The organism is Pedobacter yulinensis, assembly GCF_003029735.1.
Lineage (GTDB): Bacteria > Bacteroidota > Bacteroidia > Sphingobacteriales > Sphingobacteriaceae > Pedobacter > Pedobacter yulinensis.
Map to the genome: position 1 here is coordinate 12,018 of NZ_KZ686272.1, position 24,782 is coordinate 36,799.

Consider the following 24,782-nt stretch of genomic DNA (forward strand, 5'->3'; position numbering starts at 1 on the left):
GGTGGTTAAGGTCTGCCTGTCTTAGAACGAGTAGGTCAGACCGCCAAAGATATTTAAACCGTTGTATTGATAGTAGAGAAATTTGCTGTATTTATTGTTCAGCAGGTTGTTTGCCCGGGCAAAGACGGTGAACTGTTTGTTGATCCGGTATTCGGCACCTGCGCCCAGGTCGGCGAAGCCACTCACATTGACCGTTTGTTCAATGCTTTCGTCGGGCACAACATACTGGCCTGCAGGCACGGGAGCGGCGGTGTAAATTTTAGCCTTTGTTTCGTCCTGTACGGCAAGAGATGCATTCAGGGAAATCTTGTCGGTGATGTTGTAGAGCAGGTTGGAGGTCAGGCGCATCTGCGGCTTAAACCAGGCTTCGCTCTCAGATGCCGGTTTGTAATTGTCGAAGTTCAGTTTACCTGTCCACCTGAGGTCATTGCTTACCTGAACAGACAGTTCGCCCTCAATGCCCGTAAGCTTCATATTGCCGAAGTCGTAAATGACGTCGAAGCGGCTAAAATCATTGAAGTTGTTCACGAACAGCGGCATATCGGTCAGCGTCTTGTGGTAGAACCTGGCCTTGTATCCAAATCCAGGACCACCGGTTCCCTTGATCCCTCCGCTTATGCTCATCTTTTCGACTGTGTTTTTGATGTTAATGTTGGTGTTCAGCCAGGGATTTTCGTCTGTAAAGCCTTTCATTGAATTGCGGCTTACGTCCCCCTTAACTTCGCCAAATATCTGCAGGTAATCGGGGATAAGCGTAAAGTCGGCGGTGATGGCCGGAAAAAGCCGGGTACTTTCGTAAAGGCCGAACTCCTGCACGAAGTTGATTCCGGCGGTGATTTTTACACCTTTGGCTTGCAGCCGGATGTAAGGATTGAGGCGCAGGATGTTGTTCTTAACGGCTGTCAGTACGTCTTTTGTACTTCCGAATTCGCCCCCTGCGGCCAGGCCCAGGTTAAAACTGTTGATTCTTTTGTTCACATATCCATTTAGGGTCAGGTAGTTTTCCCTGGCTTCGTATTGATCGCTCCAGATGTTCCCGTTCACTTTCACAGCGTAACTGAGCGCATCCTCATCTTCAGTGAATTTGTTCATGACCTCGCCCTCTGCTTCAAAGAAATTGAAGCGCTGTTTTGCCGGATCGGGATTCTGATCGGTCAGGGTATTCGGGTTGAAACCATAAAAATTGAAGCCGCTCCGTTCAAAATTCAGGCGTCCGCTAACGGTAGCCATATCCAGGATGGTCCGGCCAAAAACAGACAGTTCCTGGTTATCCCGGCGCTGTCCGCGAATGGAACCGCCCTGGCCAAAATGCCGGAGGTAGCCGCCTACCTGAAGCGCCTCATCCTTGCCATTGCTGATGTAGGCTTCGAGCAGTGAGGTGGCGTTCATGCCAAAACCACCTTTCAGGTAATTATTTACCAGTTCAGTAGCCTTTTCATCGGCCACCTGCTGTGCCTGGAGTTTGAGGATATCGCTGTTCAGCTCAAGTTTCCGGTCTGTCAGGCTGTAGTTAAGCTTGGCTTTATAGGTTTTTACGTCGTCAAGGTTCGGACTTCTGCGCAGTTTAAAGGCTTCGGCCAGGATCGGCTTGTATGGACGCACAACTTCGATTTCTTCGGCAACGACCTTTTTATCCTTATCGTCTTCTTTCTTGTCCTGTGCGTTTGCAAGGCCTCCGGCAGAAAGGAGAAGCAGGGTGGTATATATGATTCTATATGGTCTCATTTGTTTTATTTGCGGTTTAACTCTTCAAGTTTCTGTTTTGCGGTAGGGATGATATCGTCTTTGCCCTCATAGTTATCTATGATGCTGAGCAGGGTACTTTTTGCCTGCAGGTTGTCTTTCAGCGCAACATAGTTATCAGCAAGCAGGATAAAGGATTTCGCAACCCAGTAGTCGTAAGACGGCATGTTGTTGATCACGTCAAAACAGGTTTTCTGAGAGGTTTTGTAATCGTTTTTCTTGTATTGCAGCAAGGCTATATTGTATTTCGCCTCAGCCGCCGCTACGGTCTTCGTTACTTTGGTCACATTGGTGAATGCCTTGAGTGCGGCATCCTGGTCGCCGCGGATGAGGTAGGCTTTGCCTTCGTACAGACCTGCGCTGTTTTTCTCTTCCTCTGAAGCTTTTTCTGACTCTCGGATCAGTTGAACGTACTTAAGCATATCGTCGGCAGCATTGAGCGCATCATAAGCCTTGAGCAGGTTGTTGATCGCGTAGTTGTAATGCGCCTTGTAGTCAGAAGTGGTTTCCAGGCGTTTCAGGTAAACGATGGCTTCGTTGTATTTCTTCTGGTCCAGATATAGCCTGGAAATGCTCAGCAGTGAACGCTCGGTATAATCGCTGGTCCAGTCGTTCAGGATAAATTCGTAGTCGCTGACGGCTTCTTCCGGCCGGCCCAGCCTGACAAGCGATTCTGCGCGAATAAATTTGGCTTCTTTATCATGGATCGCTTTCGGGAACTTATCGAAATAGGCATTGACAGCCTCAAAAGCCGCCTGTGCATTGCCCTGCAAGTACAGGTTTTTGGCCGCCTGGAAAACGATGTTGTCCTGCTCGGCCGTCGAATAATTGCCGAGGGAGGTCGTGCCGGCGTAAGACATGAACCCATTCGCATCGCCGCGGTCCAGGTAAATATTTTTGATCGATTCAAGCGCTTGTTTGGCTTCGTCGGTGCTTTCGTACTCGCGAATAACTTTCTTGAAAGTCTCAAGGGCGGCATCGTCCTGGTCCTGGTTGTATTGCACCAGGCCAATGGTTACCAGCGCGCGCGGCACGTAACTGCTTCGCGGATATTTGGCGATCAGGTCAATCAGGTCTGACTTTGATTTGTCGAAATCGCCTTTGTTAAAATAGGTATAAGCCGTTTCAAAACCGGCATCGTCAGCGTAATTGGAGTTCGGGAATTGTCTCAGCAGCGACTGCATCGTGGCAATCTTCGCGTCGTACTGGTTCTCGAGGCCCTGGATCATACCGGTCTGGAATACCGCGTAGTCTTCGCTGGCGTTTTTACGGCTGATGATACGGCGGTAATAACTCATGGCACTGCCGTAATTCTTGTTCACAAAATAGGCATCGGCAAGGCGGACGGTCGCATCATCTACCGTTTTCTGGTCCTTATCGTTACCATTCAGGAAACGCTCAAAATAAGTAGCGGCCTTTACATACTTTTCATCTTCGAATGCCGCATAAGCGAGTGCATAGTTGGCAAAGTTGTATACATTCGTTCTTTCTGCGCCGGGAAGGTTCAGGAACTTTTCAAATGTGCTGACCGATTCACCGAACTTGCGCAGCTCATACATGGCCTCGCCTTTCCAATACGTAGTCAGGGCCAGGATCTCCTGGTCTTCAGGGAACTTCTCCGAGCGGAGAAACATAGACAATGCGTTCGGGAAGGCGCGTTCGTTGTAGAACTCAAGGCCGCGGAAATAGGTAACTTTCTGGTAAGCCTCGCGTGCCGCTTCGTTTTTGTCCTGGATGGGTTCCAGCACGTCAATGGCTGCCTGGTAGTTTTTATTGGTCAGCAATACCTCTCCCAACAGGGTCTTTGCTTCGTTGATCTTCCTGGAACGCGGAAACTGTTTGATGAATCCCTGCACAGATTCGAGTGCCTGCTGATGAAAATCCAGTTCATAGCTGAGTTTGGCATAATTCAACCAGGCCTCTTCCTGAACATTCTTATCGAACTCAAGCCGGGACGAGCGGAAGAATGCGCTCCTGGCTTTGGGTTTGTCATTCAGTTCAACAAGCACCTTGCCGAGCGTAAACATGCCGTTCTGAAGGTACACATCGTCATTGTTCAGTTTCTCGAGTACATTGGCCGACTGACGGAATTTCTTAAGCTGGTACAGGGTATAGCCGTACTGGTATACGAGCAGGTTATTCTGAACCTTAGGTTCTTTTGAAAAATAAGCTGCAAAATAGGGTTCTGCACTTTTAAAGTCATTCTTAGCAAAGAACGAAGCTGCGATGATGCTCTGCATTTCTGCTTCGTAGGTTTGTTTGGTCTGCTTCAGCATCGGAATGGCATAGGCCAAGACATCATCATAGCGCTCATCCAGGTAATACATCGAAGTGATGTAATAGGGATAACTTGCTTCATAAGTCGGAGAGCCCTTGAGCTTTTCGAAATTGCTTAAGGCTGTTTTGTATTCCTTGTTCAGGTAATTGATATAGGCAAAATAATAGGTTGCACTCTCCTGGAAGGGCGACTCAACTTTTTTAACCGCCTCGAACAAAGGTTCAGCCTTGTCATAATTTTCTTCGAGAAAATAAGCATAACCCTGCTTGAACTGGTACTCGACACGCTGCTTGCGGGAAAGGCTGGAAGGATCTGTCTTTTCAAACCATTCCAGTGCTTTTTTATAGTTCTTCTGGTTAAAATAAGCTTTGCCTACGTGAAAGTAGGCCAGCTTGGTATTCGGGTTCAGCGGATAGTCGCGTATGAAATTCCTGAAAAGGCTTTCTGCATCGTCATGATTCAGTTCAAGGGCGCAGACAGCCAGGTAAAACCGTGCGTTTTCTTTTAGCAGGCTGAGCTCAGCATTGCTGGTCTGCTGGGCATTGGGTTTATTGCGTACCTGCTCAACAAGCTTAAACTGCTGTGCCGCCGAGTTGTATTTCTCGTGTTCAAGGAGTTCGATGCCGGTCTGGTAATTTTTGTTCAGTTTTACAAGCTCGCTCACCTGCCCAAAGGCGCTGGAAAACGTGCAGGCGAGCACCGGCAGAATATAAAAGTATCTTTTATGCATCAGGTTTCAGTTATGGTCGGTACTAAAATAAATGTTCGTTTTGTCACTATGCTTTTAAGTAATTAACAATTGTTAATAATGTGCTAATAACGCGAAGCCATACGAATTGGTATACGGGCTTTTTTAATGGCAGCAGGAATAGTGCAGGAGATCTGCTTCAGATAACGTAAAATGTGCAGGGTTATTCTTTCTGGGCGGCCAGCAGGTAAAGGACAGCCATCCTGACGGCTACCCCGTTTTCGACCTGGTCCAGAATGATAGACTGTCCGCTGTCTGCCACATCACTCGTGATTTCGACACCGCGGTTAATTGGGCCCGGGTGCATAACTATGATTTCTTTATCAAGGCTTTGCAGGAGTTTCTTGTCAAGGCCATACATCATGGCATATTCCCGGAGGGAAGGGAAATATTTGATGTCCTGACGTTCAAGCTGAATACGCAGCATGTTGGCCACGTCGCACCAGTTCAGTGCCTTGCGCAGGTCATGCTCAACACGTACGCCCAGGCTGGCAATGTGTTTCGGGATCAGGGTTGTTGGTCCGCAGACCATAACCTCGGCACCAAGTTTCTGCAGGCACAGGATATTTGATATGGCTACGCGCGAATGGAGGATATCGCCTACGATAACTACTTTTTTTCCTGTCACGGTGCCAAGCTTTTCCTGGATGGAAAACGCATCAAGCAGTGCTTGTGTAGGGTGTTCATGTGCCCCATCGCCAGCGTTCACGATCTGTGCTTTTACATGCTTACTCAGAAAAACACCCGCACCGGGATATGGATGACGCATGACCACCATATCAACTTTCATGGACAGGATGTTGTTAACGGTATCGATGAGTGTTTCGCCTTTGCTGACCGAACTTGAAGACGCGGCAAAATTGACGATATCTGCGGAAAGGCGTTTCTCGGCAAGTTCGAACGACAACTTGGTCCTGGTCGAATTTTCAAAAAAGATGTTGGCTATCGTGATGTCGCGCAGCGAAGGTACCTTTTTGATGGGCCGGTTAATGACCTCTTTAAAGTTTTTGGCAGTATCAAGTATCAGGTCAATGTCGTTTCGGTCAATGTATTTGATGCCTAAAAGATGCCTGTTCGATAATCTGTCTGCTGCCATTCTATTTTGTGCTTTCTGAAATTAATACAATTTTGTCTTCCTGATCGGTCTCGTTCCAGCTTACCCGGACCTGCTGGTGGTTCAGCGTATCGACACGGTGACCAATGTAATCGGGCTCAATGGGAAGCTGGCGCGAAAACCGGCGGTCAATCAAGACCAGGAGTTCGACTTTTCTCGGCCGGCCATAAGCCAGAAGTGCATCCATCGCTGCGCGGATGGTGCGACCGGTCCACAGCACGTCGTCTATCAGGACAACTTTTTTATCTTCAATGATGAAATCGATCGAATTACTGCTTGCTGTTACAATGCTGTCTTTGCGTCTGAAATCGTCGCGAAAAAAAGTGATGTCAAGATTGCCTTTAAGGATCCTGGCTTCGGGAAGAATCTCCTGAAGCTCGGTCCGGATGCGGTCGGCAAAATAGATGCCGCGTGGCTGAATGCCAATAAGTACGGTATCCTTGAAATCATCGTGGTTTTCGATCAACTGGCGACAAAGGCGTTTGATGGTGATCTGAATTTTCTGGCCGTCAAGAAGTGTGCGCTTTTGCATGTGTTGTTCCGGTTGGGCAAATATAGAAAAATGTTTGTAGCAGGGGAAGGCAGGGGGCTTAATTATCGGTTTTTGTTGGCTAACGGTGATCGTCATTCACTTCAATCCAGTAGCCGTCCGGGTCTTTGAAATAGATTTGCTGGATGCCGTCTGTACGTTTCGTTACGCCGCCTTTTTCGCCGGCCCAGCTTTCAAATGAAATGTTGCGGCTTTTCAGGTTCGTGATGAAGCTGGCCATATCTGACGTACTGAAGCAGAGGTGGCTGTTTTTGTCATGTTCGATCTTGTTCTTTGCACCGGAAATGATGTGCAGGTGTGCAAAATCGCCAATGCTGAACCAGGTGTGGCGCCCGTCATGAAAAGGTTCAGGGATGGTATCCAGGCCGATTACTTTTTGGTAAAACTCGGTGCTGACCTGGAGATCGACGACATACTGGGCCACATGATTAATGACGGTTTTAGGTTTCGTTTTCATTTGCGCGAAAGTGTGAACTGGCCTGGCAAAAACTGCGGCCAGCAGGGCCAAAGATAGGATTGCTGTTTTCATGGTGTTTCCTGAACTGACTAAGGTAGAAAAAACGACACAGGAATGGAAGCCCACCGATTTTTCAACTGAAGTAACAGGCGGCTAGTGAAGCTCGGTTGACTTATGCATTTGAATGCCCGGAACCTGTTTTTGAAATGAATTAACAGACATGGCGTGCACGGGGAAGACGCGGGAGATTGGCCGTCACGCCTCCGGTGTCTTTTCCGACAACGAATTACGCGGCCACACCCGAAGTTTATACGGTCTGCCTCCACTTTCCTGAAGCGAACCGGCGTTTTGATGGGGCATCGATTCAACGGCGTGCATCATGAGCCGGATCGGGATGAGGTCGCAGCAATTGCTGTTGATTTTTTGGCGCAGTATCAGCGGCTGACGATCCGAATACCTCCAGGTTTCTGGAGCCATTTCCATTTTCAGGTCAGGCCGCTTCACGTTACAGGTGTGCGACTTCCCAGCGCAGGCATCAGGACCCGCCGATTCTAACGCCTGCCTGTGCCAATATCCTGATCGCGTCTTGAAGGTCACGCGGCTTTGCCCTGGTTTCGATGTTTACGGGGACGGATTGATACGAAGTGTATGTGACTTCTTTCGAAAGACCTTGCTGAAACGAGGTGACACGGCTTGAATCAGAGCCTGACCGTTTGTTTATCCAGATTGTTGATGAAAGGGAACTCTTGTCGAATTCACGTTCTGCCTTGTAAGTGAGATGACGGGATGTCTCTGCAAGCAGAGTAAGGTTGAACCAATCGCCGGTAATACCCGTCAGCTTTCCGCTTGGGGCATAATAGTAGACCGCCTTCCAGCGGTATACGTGATCACTTTGGGAACTTTTATGATAGAGATCAGCCTCCAGGATTCGGAATTGCAATGGCCGTGGTCTCGGTTGCCAGGTCACAGCCGCCAGTTCATCAAAATCACTGTCACCGTGGCTGAAGCCATCTTTTAGCAAAGATGCCAAATCTGCGACGGCACGCTGTTCCAGTAATTGCTTTTTTAAAAATACAAAATATGGAGCGGTGAGTGTATACACATCTTTGCCGATCCGTACTTTTTGCGGCGGAAGGAAGGTGATACGGGTGTCGTTGATCCTGACTTCGTTCCGGTTTTTGTTAACAGCAAATTTTAAGGCAGTGCTTTCAGCAGATGATGGCTCGCCTGTCCAGGTATACAGCACAGCAGAATCTGCCGGCCTGGGCCCCTTTACCAGAATCCGGTCAATGGCTTCTGTTAATTTGCCATGATCATCAAGAAAGAATTGCCGTACATATGACACCTGGTATGGCGTGTTTTGGGGTTTTACCTGCTGTTTTCCGGCTGAAAGGCACAAGACGCAAAGTGCAATAGCAATTGATTTTTTCATAAGTCGGGGCGCTATGGCGTGAATAGTCTGACTCTGGTTGTCTTCCAGAAGATACTTTTTCCTGCGGCGATCGTAGCCGATATGCCGATGCCCTTGGTTTTGTCGCATAAGTAGTAAAAGTGACCGCCAGACCAGTTGTTTTCATCAGAAAAGTCGGCCGCAGGAACCGGGTACGCAATCCGGTAGGGCTGCTGAAAGCTATCGATGACGGCTTTTCCGTGTTTGTCTAGTACAACGGTTCCCGCTTCATCAAGCCGTTTCTTTTTGACCGTCTTTGTGATGTGGCTGTGGTTGCCCCGGTCTGTATCCAGCGTATGGAGCCCTTTGTCTGCAGTGACATATTTTTGTGTATTTGCTGCGGCATAATGCCTGTATACATTCCCGGGAATCTCAATGAATTTATATTCATCGAATTTGTTGGAACCGATCTTGTTGTTGGGCTTTAATTCTGAATTTCCGTGCGCCAGAAAGTCGGTTCCGTCCCAGAAAGTTGCGCCCGAGGTTGGGTCATCTTTGCCTGTCAGCACCCTAAATATTGCTTTGCGCGACAGTACATGCAAAGTACGTGTTGACATTGCGGGCACCCGACCTTTCGGCATAACTGATGAATAACCTGTATTTAAAAGCGTTTTCCAACGGTTTGCTTTGAGTTTACGCTTCATGGCTTCATTATGGCTGGCAAAGGCCAGACAGCTGAGTTCCAGAAAATCGGCGCCCCCAGCCTCATGGGCAATTACGTAAGCAATGAAAGAAAAATCAGCGTGACGGAAGGGCACTCCTTCATCAAGAACATGGCTGATCGTGTCAAAGTTGATCTGGTCAATGTCTTTGCTGCGGTCTGGGTCTGCGATTTTTTTGCAGATATACACATCTTCAAACGCTCCGGGATACCCGGCGTCGGCTATGCTCGCCACAAAACTTCCATTTTCGAGGTAATAATACCCGTTTCTGTACCGGGTTTGCGGCAATGGCAGCGGTGCGCCTCTGGTTTCGAGCCCGGCCACTTCGCGCCGCTGGCCGCAGTCGGTGATGCTGATCACTGACCCGCCGTACAGGCAGGTCACGGTGCTTTTTAGTAACAGGGGAGGGCGGTTCTGCACAAGCATCGTACCGGTTTCCTGCCAGCTGCCTAATTGAATCACACCTTTACAAGGCAGGGAGGCATTCGGGCTTTTCAGGCAGTTTCCTTCAAATTGTACGCTGGCGGGGCTGCGGTCGATTGTGGTTGCAGTCCGCTTATTTTGCGTTGTTGGGGTGTCTTCAAGTACAGAAAGCGAACCCTGGGGTCTGGTGCAGGAGGGGCAGTGTAATTTCGCCCCGTCAATGACAAGTTTACAGCGCTCAAGCGTGGCGTGCTTTGTTTCATGCCTCCGCGTTGCCTCGCGGGCTTTCGCTTCAAACGTTGTACCAGGGGCCATTTCGTCCTGGCTTGCAGTCCGTCTGTTTCCTGTTCCCGCCGGGTCTGCAATTGATCCAGTCCCGGCCGTTGCAAATTCTTCTAACCCAGACATGATGCGCTGTATTTAATCGTTCCTGCTACGGTTTCTTTACAGATGAGGGCGTCGGTTAGCATGCCTTGATCGTAGTCGTAGGTCGCTTCTTCGATCCTGCCTTCTTCAGGGCGGGATCGCATGAGCAGGCGAAACGCTGTTTCGCTGGTCCATTTTTTATGGATCGTTGAGGTCCAGAGGTCGCGACCGTAGTCTGGCGCAGTATACTCCCAGAGCCCGTTGAAATACAGGCCAAACATTTCCGGCCGCTGAAGAAACGCAACAAGTTTCTTTTCTGTTGAAAGCACATCCTCAACAGCGGCAATGCGGTGGTCGAATTCCATGCCGTAGTGATCTTTGCACAGGTTGATCCTGATTTCCGACCACTGTTCTTTCATCTGGAAAAAATTGCAGATGTCGGTGATTTGGCCCTTTTCTGAAACTTTCAGCACGATTGTTCCGAAAGCCGCTGCCATCTTTTTCAAAAAAGGCTCATTGTTAAAAGATTGTCCGCTGAAGCTCTCAACAATAATTCCGTACCGGAACAAACCGCCGACCTTCCCGAGGCAATGGAGTTCTGCCGTCCGGATAAAGTGTGTAGCGGCATGGTTGTTCGCGCGGGCGTGGGGTTCAAATAACGTTTCAAATCTGTAGCTCCGCTCAAACGGCGTTTCAGGGTGCAGGATCTGGGTCCTCCTGGTAAAATTTATTGTTTTCATAGTCGGTTATGTAATGCTTCGTATTCTGCCGGCTTCCGGCTCCATTCCCCAGGCAGACCAGCAGGCCGGCCAGTGCAGGTACTCATTTCTCAGGCGGTGCAGTAAAGACAGGCTTGCCGGCAGCCTGGCGGAAGCGTCTGCAGGCTGCGAACTACTCCCGGCTACTGTTTCCAGATGCAAGGGCGTATAAATGCGGTCTGGCAAGTGACGGCTTTTTGAAGTTGACTTGTCGGCCTGCAGTACCTTGCTAAAGATGTTGCTGATCACTTGGTGGTGATGTACATCGTTCAGTTCACTGCGTAACTGAGCGTTGAATGCCTCCAGAACCGGATGTCCGTGCAGGCTGTACACGGTTGAAAGGTCGTTGAGTAGGACGCCTCGGAGGTGTGCGCTGCAGTACGCTTGCATCAGGTGTAAAGCCAGGTAACTGTATTCTTTCCGTACAAATCTTCTGCTCCATACCGAACGTGGCAAAACACCAGCCGACCATTTGTTGCGTATCCCGTTTTCAATTCGCAACTGCTCCGGACGGAACCAGCCGCTTTCGATCAGTCCAGCCCCAAGCTCATCGAGATAGCCATTAGGAAAATGCAAGGAAGATTCAAGTTCCTGTTCTTCGACAGCGTTTTCATAGCCGCCACCAATGTCGCTGTGACTGCCCGGAAGCAGCCTTTCAACTGCTGCCGGGTGTGCAGCGATGCGTTTAAGCGCAAAGTTTTTGCGGTGCTCGTCTGCTGCAGTCAGATGCACCAGCTTAACAACAGGTCCGATCTCATTCAAATTAAGTGCGGGCGCATCATGGTCCAGGCCGCTGTGCAGGTATTGCGAGGCCGAGGCAAGAACTGAGGTGTTCTGGCAGCAGTAAATACCCTCCGCACCTGGATTCAGGCTCGCAGTTACCGTATCATACAATCCCACAAAACGAACAACGAGGCGCAAGCTGTTCAGTTCCTTGTCCGGCATTCCGCCCAGAAGAAGGGCGTATCCGAAATGACCCATCTTCGGCAGCATGTTCTTTCGGAGACAGGCCATATCAACCGGCATGCCGTCAGCATCGTAAAAAAGTCCGTTATTTTGCGATAGGGGGGCAGTCGCAGCCGGCACGCAGAGAGCAGGGATGCCGGTTGGGCACCCGGGTCTGCGCACGGCCTGGTAGGCCCGCCTGACATTGACTTCGTGCAGAAAGTTTCTTGCGGCGGCGGCACCCCGGCTAAAGCCGAACACGTCAATGGTCAATGTACCGGTCCTCTTGTTCCGGTTCGCTGCCTGCCGGCGGGCGTTCAATACGGCTTTGGCAAGGCGCTCGCAGGCCTCGCGCACTTTAGCCCGGATGCCGGTGGCACCCGATCCGAAAAGATAGCCTTCCGGGTCATCAGCTCCACCTGTTACAGTTCCCGCACCTTCTATATAAATCCGGTAATCGCTTCTGCACCACTGCCACATTCTGGCAATATTTGTCAGGTCGTTGTGGTAGCTGGACTGCTGCGGTGCTACAAAAAAATGCAGCCAGGAATTTTGTTCCGGAGCAGAAAAATGGTCTTTTTCAGGATGCTTTTCTTCCTGTTGGAGGCGGAGCCCGGTGTTTGTTTGGTTGTTGGGCGTACCGTCCATAAAAAGGCCGAAGTTCAGGTCAAGTATTTCCTGAACATTGCCGGTTTCGGGCGCTCCTGTATTGTAAACAAATGATTTTCCCATGGTTTCGATGTCAGGTAAGTTGGTGAATGGACGCATAACTTCTTTTTAGCAAAACCCATTTATCCCGCGTCTCCAGTTCGGTCACGGCCACTGTCATGATAAGATTTGTGCGAATGCGAAGTGCCGGGCAGGCTGTTTTATGCATGTCGGAGCTGCTGAAAACGCTGAATATTTCACTCTCATTGAAGCGCAGTGTTATACCATAGCGTCGATCATCACGGCACCGCCAGCTGCATGAAAGTATCTGGGGTATGGGGAGCAGTTCCCCCTTATCCGGCCAGTCGGTTCCAAACCATTCGATTTGTTCGCCGTTGAAAAACAGGATAGCCAGCCCCTCTAGCGTGCAGCCGGCCGGAAGCAACAACCAGGGATGCCAGCAGTGGCGCTTGCGGTAATGCTCCCAGCGGGCCAATGCTCCCGGCCGCCGGTTCCGCCCATCGGCCCCGGGCACGATCAGCGGGTCATTCATAATGCGCCTGATCTCTGTCCGGTCAAATATCAGTCGCTGCGAAGCATCCAGCTGGCCGATATCGGCAGCGCGCACTGTGCAAGGCAAAGCATGCTGATACGCCACTTCTATCTGCCTCCCGGCACCAGCTAACCAAACAACGACCAGTCCGCCGGGAGCAAGACCTATATTTACCATGTCATATGTTTCCCTGCGTCCGTTTATCTCAGAACCGCCGGCCTGGAAACCGCCTTCAAAATGCATCTTCATGACGTCCGCGCTGATCCCGCAACTGAGATGGTAACACCTTTCTTCGGCGAATGACAGCCAGGTAACCGCCAGGCGCCGGGGAAGGGGGCGCATGCCGGCAAACATTCCTGACCCGCGACCACCCCATCCTTCCAGGCCGCTGCAGAACCCGGTTGAAAGGATATATGTGCTGCCGTCTTCGAGTTCCATCTCGCCGCTGATCATTCTGATCGGATAACCAACAGGACAATTGATCCCCTCTTCCCAGAAAAACTGCGGTGACTGATTTGCCCTGCTTTGCGAAGTGACAGGCGGCCTGCCGTCACTTTGCCCGCTGAAACCGGAACGCATTGCTTAGCTCTTATTGACCTTCGCATCAATTGCACCAAGCAGCGCGGCGGTGCCTGAACTTTGCAAAAGCAGGTCGCCCGCAAACGTACGGTGTATGGTGTTGCCCGTTTCTTCCATGAGCTGACCCTGAATGCGTACGGATTTGTCCCTGCCTACATGCTCTTCCAGTGATCCCAGTATGTGGTGCTCAGCACCTTTGCCAACAACCAGGCTGTGGTGGCCGCCTACGTCGGTCAACAGATCCTGGCCGACCCTGACTTCCAGATTTTCGGTCGCGTTCAGCCGGATGTTACTGCCGTTCAGGTTGAGCGTCTGGTTGGCGGTAATACTGATGTGGTTACCGGTGGTGTCAATATGAATGTGGTTCTGACTGCGGTCTGTGATGGTAATGCCGGCCTGGTTGTCGGCGTCGTTAAATTCGATCCGGTGACCACTGCGGGTGGTTATACATTTTATTGTGTTCAACTCGGCGCCACCCGCGGCAGTCTGTCCGGTAAAGACGCTGCCCACAACAACCGGCCGCCCCAAACTTCCTCCTTCAAAGCCAATCAGCACCTGATCTCCAACTTCGGGGATAAAGACGTGCCCGCGGTTTCGGGCAACCTCGGCGCTGCCCCCGGCGCTCGGAGCCGCCACCCGGATCCAGTCCGTCGGATCATTGAGCGCCGCCGGCCAGCAAAACCTGACGCGTATTTTCCCCCGGCCTGCCGGATCCTGGTTATCTATTACTTCCGCGAGTTCCAGTTCCGGCCGGGGATTAGCCGGCAGGTGGTCGCTGACAACGCCGAGCTCGCGCGGAACACCGGAAAAACTGTTCTCGTACTTGCCCGTACTCTCCATGCGGTGGGTCAGTGTTGTGACCACGAAACTGCCCAGGCTGCGTTGTACAGCTTCGGCAGCGGTCGGTACATCCTGTTCAATGGTGGCAATACTGCCGATATGCAGGCCTGGGTCATTACTGGTCGCTTCAACCCGCATGAGGCCAGGCTGCCGGCGGGCCAGCGCTGCGTCTGCCTCATGCTGCAGTTCCTGCCTGTGCGTGGTGTGGAAGAGGTGGGCGTAAGTTCCCGGCGGGTAGTGGGCAAGCGAGATTGCATGCAGTTTTTGCAACACTGCCGTTTGCTCTTGTGCCGGTCCTGAAGCGGCAACAGCCAGTTCACCCTGCCCCGCCGGGTAACCGAAACATGTGTTTGCCAGGGGCACCATGGCCGTTTGTAAGGTGTAACGCTCCAGGTTTCGCCCTTGTACCAGGCTGAATTCCTGTTGCTCTGCCGGCCGGCCAAGCTGCAAGTGGGTGCCCGTATAGTAGAACCATTCATTGAACTGCAATGCGAGCCGGTTAAGGAACTGGAAATCGGTTTCTCCATACTGAAGCTGAAATCCTGTGGCTTCCCGGCTGGAAGCCTCAGTTTTGATTTGCAGATCCTGCAGGGCGAGTTTTGCCTGGGCCAGGCTCAGCAGTTCGTCGAGCGGTCTGTCGTAAAAAGAGGCATACGATGGGGCGCTGTCAAGTAAGACAGTCGGGCTGTAGCCCGATAAGCGGATGCTTGCGAAATGACCGTTCTGCAGCTCCCGGTTTGCCCTTGTAATAAGGCCGCTGAACAATTGAAACGACTGGCCGCTCCGGCCAAAGGCAATGGTAAACGTCTTGCCGACAAAACTATCCGGGGATAGCGGTTCATCGAGGGCCCGGCCAGGGTCGGGCCGCTCACGCAGCCTGAGCTCGAAACGGTGGTGATCGTTAAAAGATTGTTCGATGACACACAAGTCATAGTCTGGAACCGAGGTTCCACCAATGCTGATCTCAGCAGTAAATTTTTGTTCCATAAGATAACGCAAACACGGCAATAGCCGGATCTCCAAAACGCTCTCTGGATAAAAATCAGCAGGGATGATTTTAACCGGTAGCTTTAATATTCGCTGAAAATAAATAATAAATTAATTATTAAAAAATTTTAAGCAAATAATATAGCTTTTCTGAAATTTTTCCCTCAGGAAGAACCGGTTTAACGAAATGTGGATGTTTTTAATCGAAAAACGAAGCTATCAGGGAAGTAAGATGCTTTTCAGATCGGCGGGCGAATAATTTATTGACTTCAGGGTTTTGTGATCACCCTCCCTGTACACCAAAAACAGATCGCCTTCACGCTCGTAAAAACTTTTAACGCCTTTCGCAGCATAATGCTCCATCGTGGCTTCAGCTTCAGCAAGGGATTTACACGCTTTGCTCATGTTGCTGCGCTGCACCTCATCAAACAGCTCCTTGAACTTTGTGCCCAGCCCGAATTCGAGAATCGCACCCGAAAGCACATACTGGAGATCGCACAAGGCATCAGCCACTTCAACAATGTCTTTTTGGGCGATGGCTTCCTGGAGTTCCTTCAATTCTTCGGCGAGGAGCTCTACACGCAGGTCGCAGCGCTTTTGCTCCGGAATAGCAGGCCCATCCAGGATAGGGTGTTTGAAGGTCTTGTGGAAATCGGCTACAGCACTAAGCGAAAGTGGATCTTGCATGGCAAAAAATTTTCACGAAGATACAGCATTGCGGCTGCCCGCCCAAGCAAATCCTCTAATTGCGCTCCATATCTTCAGTGATGAGCGCAAGCAGTTTCTCTCGCAACCGGAGCGTAACCGGTCCCGGGCGGCCGCTGCCGATCTGGTGGTGATCTACCCGGCATACAGGGAAAACGAGTTTCGTCGAACTGCAGATAAAGGCTTCTTCGGCGTTCAACAGTTCGTCCAGTGTGAAGTCTTTTGCGGCGATATGCAGGTTGTCCAGGTTTAGCGTAAGGAGCTTTTTCCGCGTAACACCGGCCAGAATTTGGTTTTCGGGCGTTAGTGCCTGATCGCCTTTGATCAGAAACAGGTTTGCCCTGGGGCATTCGCGCACAAGTGGTCCGTCGAGGTAAAGCACATCATCGGCATTTTCTGCCTGAAGCCAGGGCTGGAGCAGGATGGCCTGCAGGTAATCTATGGTTTTGATGCCTGGCAGCTGGCGCTGGTGAGCGTAGGTTCTTAAAGAAAGGCCGGTCTTCGGAACCGCAGTGCTGATCTGCAGTTCAGACTGCGAGATAACGAGTGATGGTTGCTGCAGGCTGTATCCGTCAGTCGAGGTGCCGCCCGTCAGGAGCAGTTTGATCCCCGATTCATCCAGGCTGTTCCTGCGCATCAGCTCATGGATTACAGCCTCCAGCGCTTGCCGGTCTAAAGGCACGTCCATACGCATGCTGGCCGCAGAACGGTAAAACCGGTCCAGGTGGTCGGTCAGAAAGATTGCCTTTCCTTGTATCGTTTTAAGAAAATCAAAAACGCCGTATCCCCGCTGCAGCGCCAGGTCGCTGATGGGTAAACTTGCCTGGTGTTCGGGAATAAACTGACCGTTTACAAAAGCGTCATGTTGTCTCATTTTTTGAGCAGGTTATAGTTTTTGAGAATGGTTCTGACCCGACCGGCAGGCAGGCTGCGGCCTTGCCGTCCTCTGAAGCCTTCCATATCCCGGGCCGCAAACAGGGAGCGGATAATGGCTTCTTCTGTCGCCTCTATTGCAGCCATGAAAACAGGAGAAACAAAGTCATTTGACAGGGCATGTGTGTTCAGCAGGGCTGTGGCCGGCTGATGGGGAATCCGCAGGCTGTTGGCAGTAGAAAAAGCGATGACATAATCGCCGCTGCCGTTTGATGCAATGCCTCCCGTCTTACCCAGGCCGAGAAAGGCACGTTTGGCCAGTCTTTCGAGGTTCCGGCTGTCTAACGGTGCATCGGTGGCCACTATGATCATGCAGGAGCCATCGGCATTGTTCATGAGCTGGTCGCTGAACTCGAAAGTATTCAGTTCACGTCCAACAGGCGCTCCGGCTATCTGCAGCACACCGCCGAAATTGGTTTGCACGAGTACACCGACAGTATAGCCGCCCAGGCTGGCAGGGAGTTTCCGGGATGAGGTTCCGATACCGCCCTTGAAACCAAAACACATGGTCCCGGTGCCGGCACCCACATTCCCTTCGGCCACGACGCCATCTGACGCATTGCGGATTGCAGCAAGCACATGACTGGTGTCTACCACCTGCCGGCGGATGTTATTCAGGTAGCCATCATTCGTTTCGCCCACCACCGCATTGACTGAACGAACCTCTTCGTTCCCGGGCAGGGCGAGCGTATACCGGGTCACCGCCTGAATCGCCGTGCCTACAGCAAGTGTATTCGTAAGAATAACAGGGCTTTCCAGGTTACCGAGCTCTGCAACCTGTGTACTGCCGGCCAGCTTACCAAAACCGTTACCCGTAAAGATCGCCGCAGGCACTTTTTCTTTAAATAGGTTGCTGCCATGCGGCAGTATCGCCGTAACTCCCGTTCTCACATCGCTGCCGGAAATTAGGGTGGTGTGCCCTACACGTACGCCGGCAACATCTGTTATGGCGTTTAATTTTCCCGCAGGCAAGACACCGATCCGGATGTCGCTGACAGACAATTCACGCTGCGCAGCAGCAGACAAGGCTAAGAGGGTAAAAAGCAGGGACAGCAGTTTTTGCATGCCTTAAAGGTAGCGGATTCGAAGCAGGGCAGCAAGCCTGTCCCTTATCTGCTGAAAAAGACAGGCTACTCCATGTCCAGGTAACGTGGACTAAAGGTTATGCCCATGAGTTTGTACCGCTGCAGCTGCTGCTGCAGCCGCCGCCTGAAGTCGGGATAGTTACGGGCGCTGCGGCTGCTCCATAACACTTCGCTCAGCGCATCCAAACGCGGGAAGAGCATGTATTCGGCTTTTTCCGGTCCGGCTACATATTCTGACCACAGGTTTGCCTGTGCACCCCAGACATACTTGTGCTGACTCGCAGGCAGGACGTCAGGAATGGGTTCATACCGGTATACATCCTCAATAGGCAGGTATCTGGCCGCAGTGAGCGAATCCTCTTTCAGAAACTGCGAATGGTTGAAATACATGAATTTCTCTGGCGTCATAATCACCTGATGGCCCTGTTTTGCAGCAAGCACGCCACCTGTTTCTCCCCGCCAGCTCATGACAACAGCATTGGGGGCCAGGCCGCCGTCCAGGATCTCATCCCAGCCGATGATTGTGCGGCCTTTGCTGTTAACGAATTTTTCAACCCGCCTGATGAAATAACTTTGCAAGCCATTCATGTCTTTCAGGCCTTTTTCCCTGATCAGGTTCTGGCAGAACGCAGATTGTTTCCACCAGATTTTGGAACACTCGTCGCCGCCGATATGAATGTAGGTAGACGGAAAAAGATCCATAACCTCTGTCAGCACATCTTCCAGGAAATGGAATGTAGCCGCTGAAGGCAGCAGCACATTATTAAACTTATTAAATATGCCCCAGGTTTGTGCCACTTCTTTTGGCAGGTTCGGCGTAGTGCTCAATTCAGGATACGCAGCCAGCACAGCCATGCTGTGGCCGGGCATTTCTATTTCGGGAATAACTGTAATATAGCGCTCACCGGCATAACGAACCACCTCCCTGATCTCGTCCTGGGTGTAATACCCGCCGTACCGTTTTCCATCGTTTCCTGTACCGGGATAGAGCCCGATAATTGTTCCGTTTCGCCACGCGCCGACCTCTGTAAGTTCCGGGTATTTTTTAATCTGAATGCGCCAGCCGTGGTCATCTGTCAGGTGCCAGTGAAAAAAGTTCATTTTGTGCATGGCCAGGTAGTCGATATACTTTTTAATGAACTGTACATCAAAAAAATGCCTGCTAACGTCCAGGTGCATACCTCGATAGGCAAAACGGGGATAATCTGAAATGGCGACGCCCGGGATACGCAGTTCATGCTCCTTTACCGGTGGAACCAGCTGAATAAGGGTTTGAATGCCATGGAATACACCTGCTGCGGTGGCAGAGCTCAAGCTGATCCCCTTGGCTTGTACGTCTATCTGGTGCATGTCCTGCTGGCCCGTACCGGTCCCCGTGAGCGTAAGCGAAACAGGTTTCTGGTTGCGAAGCGTTGTTCCCTGGCGCACAGGAAGGTTCAGTGCATAATAATTCTGCAGGTAGGCTTGCAGGAAACGGGCAGCAGGCAGCAGCGCGGAATCTGAAACGGCAATGACGGTGCTGCTGTCGAGTATGAAGTCTGACCCGGGGTCTTTCTTCTCCGTCAACTGCTGCGGCATGGGTATAATGTTTACTCTTTGGGCGGCCGTCGGCAGGATCTGGCCGCCGCAGAGAAAAAGCAAGATATATAACAATGATTTCATAAGCCCGTATTGGTCACGCAAAGCTACAGAACCCTGCGCTTTAACCCCAAAAAAAAAGCGTCCCGGTTAGGGGACGCTTTTAAATCGCTTGAAAGCTGGATTATCCTTTTTTCGCTTTGCTCTCTTCGCCTTCCATCTGCTCTTTTAACTGAGCAAGAACGCTAAGATCACCAAGGGTAGATTTCTCTACAGAATCTTTTACTTTCTTAACCGCATTGCTTGCAGCTTTAGCCTCTTTCTTTTTAGAGGCTCTTTCTTCAGCTACTGCTTCAGCTTTGGCTTCTTCCCAGATGCGGGCATGAGATACAACAATACGTTTAGCATCTTTATTGAATTCAATGATTTTGAAGTCATTGGTTTCTTCTGCTTTCACAGATGTGCCGTCTTCTTTAACCATGTGTTTTGTAGGTACGAAACCTTCAACACCATAAGGAAGAGCAACTACTGCACCTTTATCGGTCACTTTTACAACTGTACCCTGGTGAATCGAATCCAATGTGAAGATGGTTTCGAATGTATCCCAAGGATTTTCTTCCAGTTGTTTGTGGCCAAGGCTCAGTTTTCTGTTATCAACGTCAAGTTCCAGTACAACTACGTCAAGCGTGTCACCAACTTTGGTAAACTCGTTCGGGTGGTTTACTTTTTTAGACCATGACAAATCAGAAATGTGGATCAGACCGTCAATGCCTTCTTCGATTTCAACAAATACACCAAAGTTGGTCATGTTTTTAACAACAGCTTTGTGTTTGCTTCCGATCGGGAATTTAGCGGCAACGTTCTGCCAAGGATCCTGAGAAAGTTGTTTGATACCCAGGCTCATTTTGCGCTCATCGCGGTCAAGGGTCAATACTTCAGCTTCGATCTCGTCGCTAACTTTCAGGAACTCCTGCGGGTTTCTCAGGTTTTGCGACCAGCTCATTTCTGAAACGTGGATCAAACCTTCAACACCAGGGATGATTTCAAGGAATGCACCGTAATCTGCAACAGTTACGATCTTGCCTTTTACCTTAGAACCAACCTGGATGTTGGTGTCAAGGCTTTCCCAAGGATGAGGAGTAAGTTGTTTAAGGCCGAGTGCAATACGTTTTTTCTCGTCATCAAAGTCAAGCACAACAACATTGATTTTCTGGTCAAGCGCAAGAACTTCTTTCGGATGCTCGATACGGCCCCATGAAATGTCAGTGATGTGAAGAAGACCGTCAACACCGCCAAGGTCGATGAATACACCAAAATCGGTAATGTTTTTAACAGTTCCTTCAAGAACCTGTCCTTTTTCAAGTTTAGATACGATCTCAACTTTCTGGCTTTCCAGATCGTCTTCGATCAGTACTTTGTGTGAAACAACCACGTTTTTGAACTCATGGTTGATTTTAACAACCTTGAACTCCATGGTTTTACCTACATAAATATCGTAGTCGCGGATCGGCTTGATGTCGATCTGTGAACCTGGAAGGAATGCTTCCACGCCCATGATGTCTACGATCAGACCACCTTTTGTGCGGCTCTTAACAAAACCGTTGATGATCCTGTCTTGCTCAAGGGCCTCATTGATCGATTCCCATGAACGTTGCGTTTTAGCGCGTTTGCGGGATAAAATTAACTGGCCGTTCGCATCCTCAGGTGCTTCAACAAACACATCAACTTTATCGCCAACTTTCAGGTCTGGAGTGTCACGGAACTCTGAAGTGGATACCAAACCGTCTGATTTGAAGCCCACGTTCAGTACCACATCTTTGTTGTTGATTGAAACAACGGTACCGGAAATGATTTCTCCCTGGTTGATCTGGTTGAATGTTCCGGCGTACATGTCCTCAAACTTTTTACGGTCTGAATCACTGTAGTTTCCGAAAACTTTGTCATCTGCATCCCAGTCAAAATCCTGATCTGGCGTAGCCAATGACGATTTGATCGCTTCGATCGACACTGAATCAGCTTCTGATTCAATGGTTTCCTTCTCAGACAGACGTCCGCCTGCATCCTGAAGTTCAGCTTTTTTAGCTGCTAGTTCTTTTTCTGCTACTTGTTTTTTTGCCATTAAATAATTTATCTCCTTTTTCCCGATACAATCGGGACGGCAAAGATAGAAATCTTTTTATTTAATGAAAAGAAAATTTAATAGAAATAATGCTGATTTTGAACGGGATAGCGGTTCTTAGCCCGCTTTTTGCAAGCGCGCCAGTACCGCTGCCAGCTTCTTTTTGTTCTTCATGTAGGGTTCGAGGTTAAACAGGGCCACTCTTCTGAATTCGACCGGATGGCTCTCGCTTTGCAGCGCGATGTAACCCGATTTGAGCAATTGCCCGTCTTTTTTAAGCTGCGGATTAAAATTCGTCACATTGCCGCCGCCAATCTGTGGTTTATAATAGGTCAGTACGGTATCGCCCTCTACCACATGGTATACCACCGAGTCGGCTAATACCACGAAGTCGGCCCGAACCCAGCGGTCTCCATGGTAGGTCTTCGACTTTGAGTCCAGGCAGTGTGGTGTAAATAGTTTGTCTTTCCAGACCACGTTCGTTCCGGGCGTGCACAGGTTGCTGGTGTGCCTGAGGTGTTCACCATCTCCGCCAAGCAACTGGCCCTCTATGGAAATCGGAAAGTCTTGGTCCTTCAGCATGGTAGACGGATCCTGGCAATGCAGCATGGCGCCGCTATTTCTCCAGGCCCAGCCTTCACCACCTTTAGCCTGTTCGCCTACAAATCTGTATTCCAGGCGCAAAATATACGCCGAAAACGGTTTTTTGTAAAATATATGGCCGTATTGCTGGTCAAACTGGCCATAACCTTCATAACCGGTCCTGATCACTCCGTTCTCCACGCGAAAAGTGTTTGCATAGTTTTCGCGGTAAGCATGTTTGGCGATCTTAATGTTCCAGTCGTTGAGGTCTTTGCCGTTAAAAAGCTCGATCCAGCCATCGTTCTTTGGCTCGAACAAAAGAAAAGCAGAACAGGCAGCCAGGATGACGGCCCCTGCAGCAAAAAATAATTTTTTCATACTGTGGTCTTGGTTTGTTGCCCAAGATACAGAAAAAGGATTCCAAATGCCGTAACGGCTACCGCAAAAAAGGCCTTACATGACCGGCTGCAAAATCAAGCTGCTCCCGAGGGGTCATTTCTGTATTGTCGAGAATAATGGCATCATCGGCACGTGTAAGCGGGCTTTCCTTCCGGGTGGTGTCTGCGTAATCGCGGTGTGCCAGGTTTTCGAACACTTCTTCCAGTGTAACCTGGTTGTTTGCTTTTGCTGCGAGTTCTTTATAACGCCGTTCGGCACGTACTTTAGGGTCGGCGGTCATAAAAAATTTGACCTGCGCGTCAGGAAATACGGTTGTGCCGATATCCCTTCCATCCATGACCAGGTTTTTGGACTGCCCCATACGCTGCTGCTGCCTGACCATTTCCTGGCGCACCCACTTATTTGCCGAGACCTCGCTTACGGCGTCTGAGACAAGCATGCCACGAATTTCTTCAGAGACCTCTTCGCCGTTCAGCGTAATGTGCGATTCATAATCACGGGCGTTAAAATTAAGTTCAATGGCCTGCATGGCATCCATGACCGCAATTTCGTTGCTGATGTCGATGTGGTTTCTCAGAAAATAAAGCGTAACAGCCCGGTACATGGCACCGCTGTCTACATAGATAAAGTTGAGGGTTTTGGCCAGCGCTTTGGCAAGGGTGCTTTTTCCGCAGGAGGAATAACCATCAATGGCTACGACAATGTTTGAACGCATGCCGCAAAGGTAGCACATTGTGTTGACCGGCGCATTTTTTTTTGTCTTTAGCCAAGCTGCATGTATTGAAAAGGGGTGACTGCAACGAACACCGGCACATGCCGTTCGCTGATATCTGTCCATTCAGTTATTTTTGCAAAATGGAACATGTGCCCGAAGGCCTTATACAGGAATTGGAATTCAGAACATCGCGCAGTGGTGGAAGTGGCGGTCAGCATGTTAACAAAGTGGCCACCAAAGTCGAACTCGTGTTTAACATCATGCAATCGGCGGTTTTGTCAGATACGCAGAAATTGAAGTTAACTGAAAGACTGGCTAACCGGCTTGATAAGTCAGGCAATCTGCATGTCGTAAGCCAGGAATCCCGAAGCCAGCTGTTTAACCGGGAAACCGCCATTGAAAAGTTTCTGACCGTTATCGGCAGGGCGCTTCTTGTACCCAAAACGAGAAAACCCACCCGCATACCTAAATCTATCATTGCAAAACGGCTGGACCAGAAAAAGCGGACTGCTGAAAAGAAGTCGGCCAGGAGACGGCCGTTTACCGACTGATCAATTGAAGCGGTAATACATGCTAACCGATCCATACTGGTGCGGCCGGGCCGTACTTTTTACCTCCTTTGATTTGAAGGTCAGGCCAAAATCTATTGTGAACCGCTGCGAACTGTAGTTCAGCCCCAGCTGCTGCACAAAGACAAAAGGTTTGGCACCGAAAGTTACCGGGCTGTCCCTGTTAAACATACCGCCCTGGATCGTTGCATCGTAGGCGACCAGGTTCAGCTGCGGTTTCACATACAGAAAAAACTCCGAAGCATGCAGGGCTTTTTGCTTCGGTGCATTCGATGCCGAAGCCTGCAGGTAGGCGGAATGAAAAAACTGGTTGATCCGGCCCAGTCGGAAAACAGCTGCTGCGCCGGCTCCGCTAAAGGCCGTTCCCACATTGGCATACCCTTCGGCCGAAAGGTCGAAGTCCCCCTCAGCCGGCCGGAAAATTAGGCGGTTGTAACTGGCAGAAAAATTAAGTGCCAGATCTTCCCGAACCTGGTATTCCCAGCCCCTGATCTCATAAAAGCCAACGATCCGGTGCAGGAGTTCCTGTGCTTCGCGCCCCAGGGCTGCCGGCCCAATAACGCCGGCCTGCACAGCCAGTTTGAGCGCTGACTCGTTGCTGTACAGCTGGTTCAGCGCCGCCCCGGCAAAAAGGTAGCCCGCAAACGGGCGGTCTTGTTGGCCCGCCTCAGGACTGTAACCCGAGATGGGGTTATACATACCCTGTCCTGCAGAGAATTCCCAGATACGCTTTTCAAGGCCGCTGCGCAAATGCTGCTGATCGGCAGCATGGCGGTAATAAATATAGAGACCATTGGTATAATAACGGTCCTGCCCGTAAAAAAGATAGGCATCGTTATCGCTCCTGAAACCAAATTCGTTCTTAAAAGGACCCTGAGCGCCAGCCTGTATCGCCGTAAATACAAGGCACAGCATAACCAGCAGGTTACGTAAATCTTTCATGCACAGTTAATGATGCGCAAGTATAGGGAAATATGCCTGGACAAATCAAAAAAA

General features: G+C 50.3%; 20 protein-coding genes. 1 reads left to right on the top strand and 19 read right to left on the bottom strand.

Annotation, left to right across the window (positions count from 1 at the left end):
- Positions 1 to 21: 21 nt before the first annotated feature.
- The 18 genes from C7T94_RS17720 to cmk all read right to left on the bottom strand — a co-directional run bounded on the left by C7T94_RS17720 (position 22) and on the right by cmk (position 23,217).
- A complete protein-coding gene (locus C7T94_RS17720; RefSeq protein ID WP_107217173.1) occupies positions 22 to 1,725 on the bottom strand; it encodes a porin family protein in 1,704 nt (567 codons plus the stop codon).
- Between the two features lie 5 nt (positions 1,726 to 1,730).
- Positions 1,731 to 4,751 carry a tetratricopeptide repeat protein gene (locus C7T94_RS17725; RefSeq protein ID WP_107217175.1) on the bottom strand — a complete coding sequence of 1,007 codons (3,021 nt, stop codon included), beginning with the start codon at positions 4,749 to 4,751 and terminating at the stop codon, positions 1,731 to 1,733.
- 181 nt (positions 4,752 to 4,932) lie between these two features.
- Entirely contained in the window at positions 4,933 to 5,865 is a 933-nt protein-coding gene (locus C7T94_RS17730) for an aspartate carbamoyltransferase catalytic subunit (protein ID WP_107217177.1), read from the bottom strand.
- Between the two features lies 1 nt (position 5,866).
- Positions 5,867 to 6,415 (bottom strand): bifunctional pyr operon transcriptional regulator/uracil phosphoribosyltransferase PyrR, encoded by a 549-nt coding sequence (gene pyrR / locus C7T94_RS17735; protein ID WP_107217179.1) that lies wholly within the window; start codon positions 6,413 to 6,415, stop codon positions 5,867 to 5,869.
- Positions 6,416 to 6,494: 79 nt separating this feature from the next.
- On the bottom strand, positions 6,495 to 6,890 hold the full coding sequence (locus tag C7T94_RS17740) for a VOC family protein (RefSeq protein ID WP_107217434.1): 396 nt from the start codon (positions 6,888 to 6,890) through the stop codon (positions 6,495 to 6,497).
- 535 nt (positions 6,891 to 7,425) lie between these two features.
- Positions 7,426 to 8,322 (bottom strand): hypothetical protein, encoded by an 897-nt coding sequence (locus tag C7T94_RS17745; protein ID WP_162618753.1) that lies wholly within the window; start codon positions 8,320 to 8,322, stop codon positions 7,426 to 7,428.
- 11 nt (positions 8,323 to 8,333) lie between these two features.
- Positions 8,334 to 9,833, bottom strand: a complete 1,500-nt coding sequence (locus C7T94_RS17750; protein WP_107217183.1) for a DUF4280 domain-containing protein — start codon at positions 9,831 to 9,833, stop codon at positions 8,334 to 8,336.
- Positions 9,821 to 10,531, bottom strand: coding sequence for a hypothetical protein (locus C7T94_RS17755; RefSeq protein ID WP_107217185.1), 711 nt, complete (start codon positions 10,529 to 10,531; stop codon positions 9,821 to 9,823). The genes C7T94_RS17750 and C7T94_RS17755 overlap by 13 nt, the downstream gene beginning before the upstream one ends.
- Before the next feature lie 6 nt (positions 10,532 to 10,537).
- The gene (locus tag C7T94_RS17760; protein ID WP_107217187.1) at positions 10,538 to 12,262 is read right to left on the bottom strand and encodes a phospholipase effector Tle1 domain-containing protein; all 1,725 of its coding nucleotides are present in this window, start codon (positions 12,260 to 12,262) and stop codon (positions 10,538 to 10,540) included.
- Entirely contained in the window at positions 12,237 to 13,274 is a 1,038-nt protein-coding gene (locus tag C7T94_RS17765) for a DUF2931 family protein (RefSeq protein WP_107217189.1), read from the bottom strand. Before C7T94_RS17765 ends, C7T94_RS17760 begins: the two co-directional genes overlap by 26 nt.
- Positions 13,275 to 13,277: 3 nt before the next feature.
- Complete coding sequence (locus C7T94_RS17770; protein WP_107217191.1) at positions 13,278 to 15,101, bottom strand: type VI secretion system Vgr family protein; 1,824 nt, start codon at positions 15,099 to 15,101, stop codon at positions 13,278 to 13,280.
- A gap of 219 nt (positions 15,102 to 15,320) precedes the next feature.
- Positions 15,321 to 15,788: a pyrophosphohydrolase domain-containing protein gene (locus C7T94_RS17775; RefSeq protein WP_107217193.1), complete on the bottom strand. Its 468-nt coding sequence runs from the start codon at positions 15,786 to 15,788 to the stop codon at positions 15,321 to 15,323.
- A gap of 55 nt (positions 15,789 to 15,843) precedes the next feature.
- Entirely contained in the window at positions 15,844 to 16,680 is an 837-nt protein-coding gene (locus C7T94_RS17780; protein ID WP_107217195.1) for an aminotransferase class IV, read from the bottom strand.
- The gene (locus C7T94_RS17785; protein ID WP_107217197.1) at positions 16,677 to 17,804 is read right to left on the bottom strand and encodes a DmpA family aminopeptidase; all 1,128 of its coding nucleotides are present in this window, start codon (positions 17,802 to 17,804) and stop codon (positions 16,677 to 16,679) included. The genes C7T94_RS17780 and C7T94_RS17785 overlap by 4 nt, the downstream gene beginning before the upstream one ends.
- A gap of 65 nt (positions 17,805 to 17,869) precedes the next feature.
- Positions 17,870 to 19,486: a beta-N-acetylhexosaminidase gene (locus tag C7T94_RS17790; RefSeq protein WP_107217199.1), complete on the bottom strand. Its 1,617-nt coding sequence runs from the start codon at positions 19,484 to 19,486 to the stop codon at positions 17,870 to 17,872.
- A 100-nt stretch (positions 19,487 to 19,586) separates the two neighbouring features.
- The gene (gene rpsA, locus C7T94_RS17795) at positions 19,587 to 21,521 is read right to left on the bottom strand and encodes a 30S ribosomal protein S1 (RefSeq protein WP_107217201.1); all 1,935 of its coding nucleotides are present in this window, start codon (positions 21,519 to 21,521) and stop codon (positions 19,587 to 19,589) included.
- Positions 21,522 to 21,638: 117 nt separating this feature from the next.
- Positions 21,639 to 22,481, bottom strand: a complete 843-nt coding sequence (locus C7T94_RS17800) for a 3-keto-disaccharide hydrolase (RefSeq protein ID WP_107217203.1) — start codon at positions 22,479 to 22,481, stop codon at positions 21,639 to 21,641.
- A 58-nt stretch (positions 22,482 to 22,539) separates the two neighbouring features.
- Entirely contained in the window at positions 22,540 to 23,217 is a 678-nt protein-coding gene (gene cmk, locus C7T94_RS17805; RefSeq protein ID WP_107217205.1) for a (d)CMP kinase, read from the bottom strand.
- A gap of 140 nt (positions 23,218 to 23,357) precedes the next feature.
- On the opposite strand from cmk, the gene arfB reads away from it, so the two are divergent.
- On the top strand, positions 23,358 to 23,768 hold the full coding sequence (arfB, locus tag C7T94_RS17810) for an alternative ribosome rescue aminoacyl-tRNA hydrolase ArfB (protein ID WP_107217436.1): 411 nt from the start codon (positions 23,358 to 23,360) through the stop codon (positions 23,766 to 23,768).
- Here arfB and C7T94_RS17815 read toward each other — a convergent pair whose 3' ends face one another.
- The gene (locus C7T94_RS17815) at positions 23,769 to 24,728 is read right to left on the bottom strand and encodes a lipid A deacylase LpxR family protein (protein WP_107217207.1); all 960 of its coding nucleotides are present in this window, start codon (positions 24,726 to 24,728) and stop codon (positions 23,769 to 23,771) included.
- Positions 24,729 to 24,782: the final 54 nt, after the last annotated feature.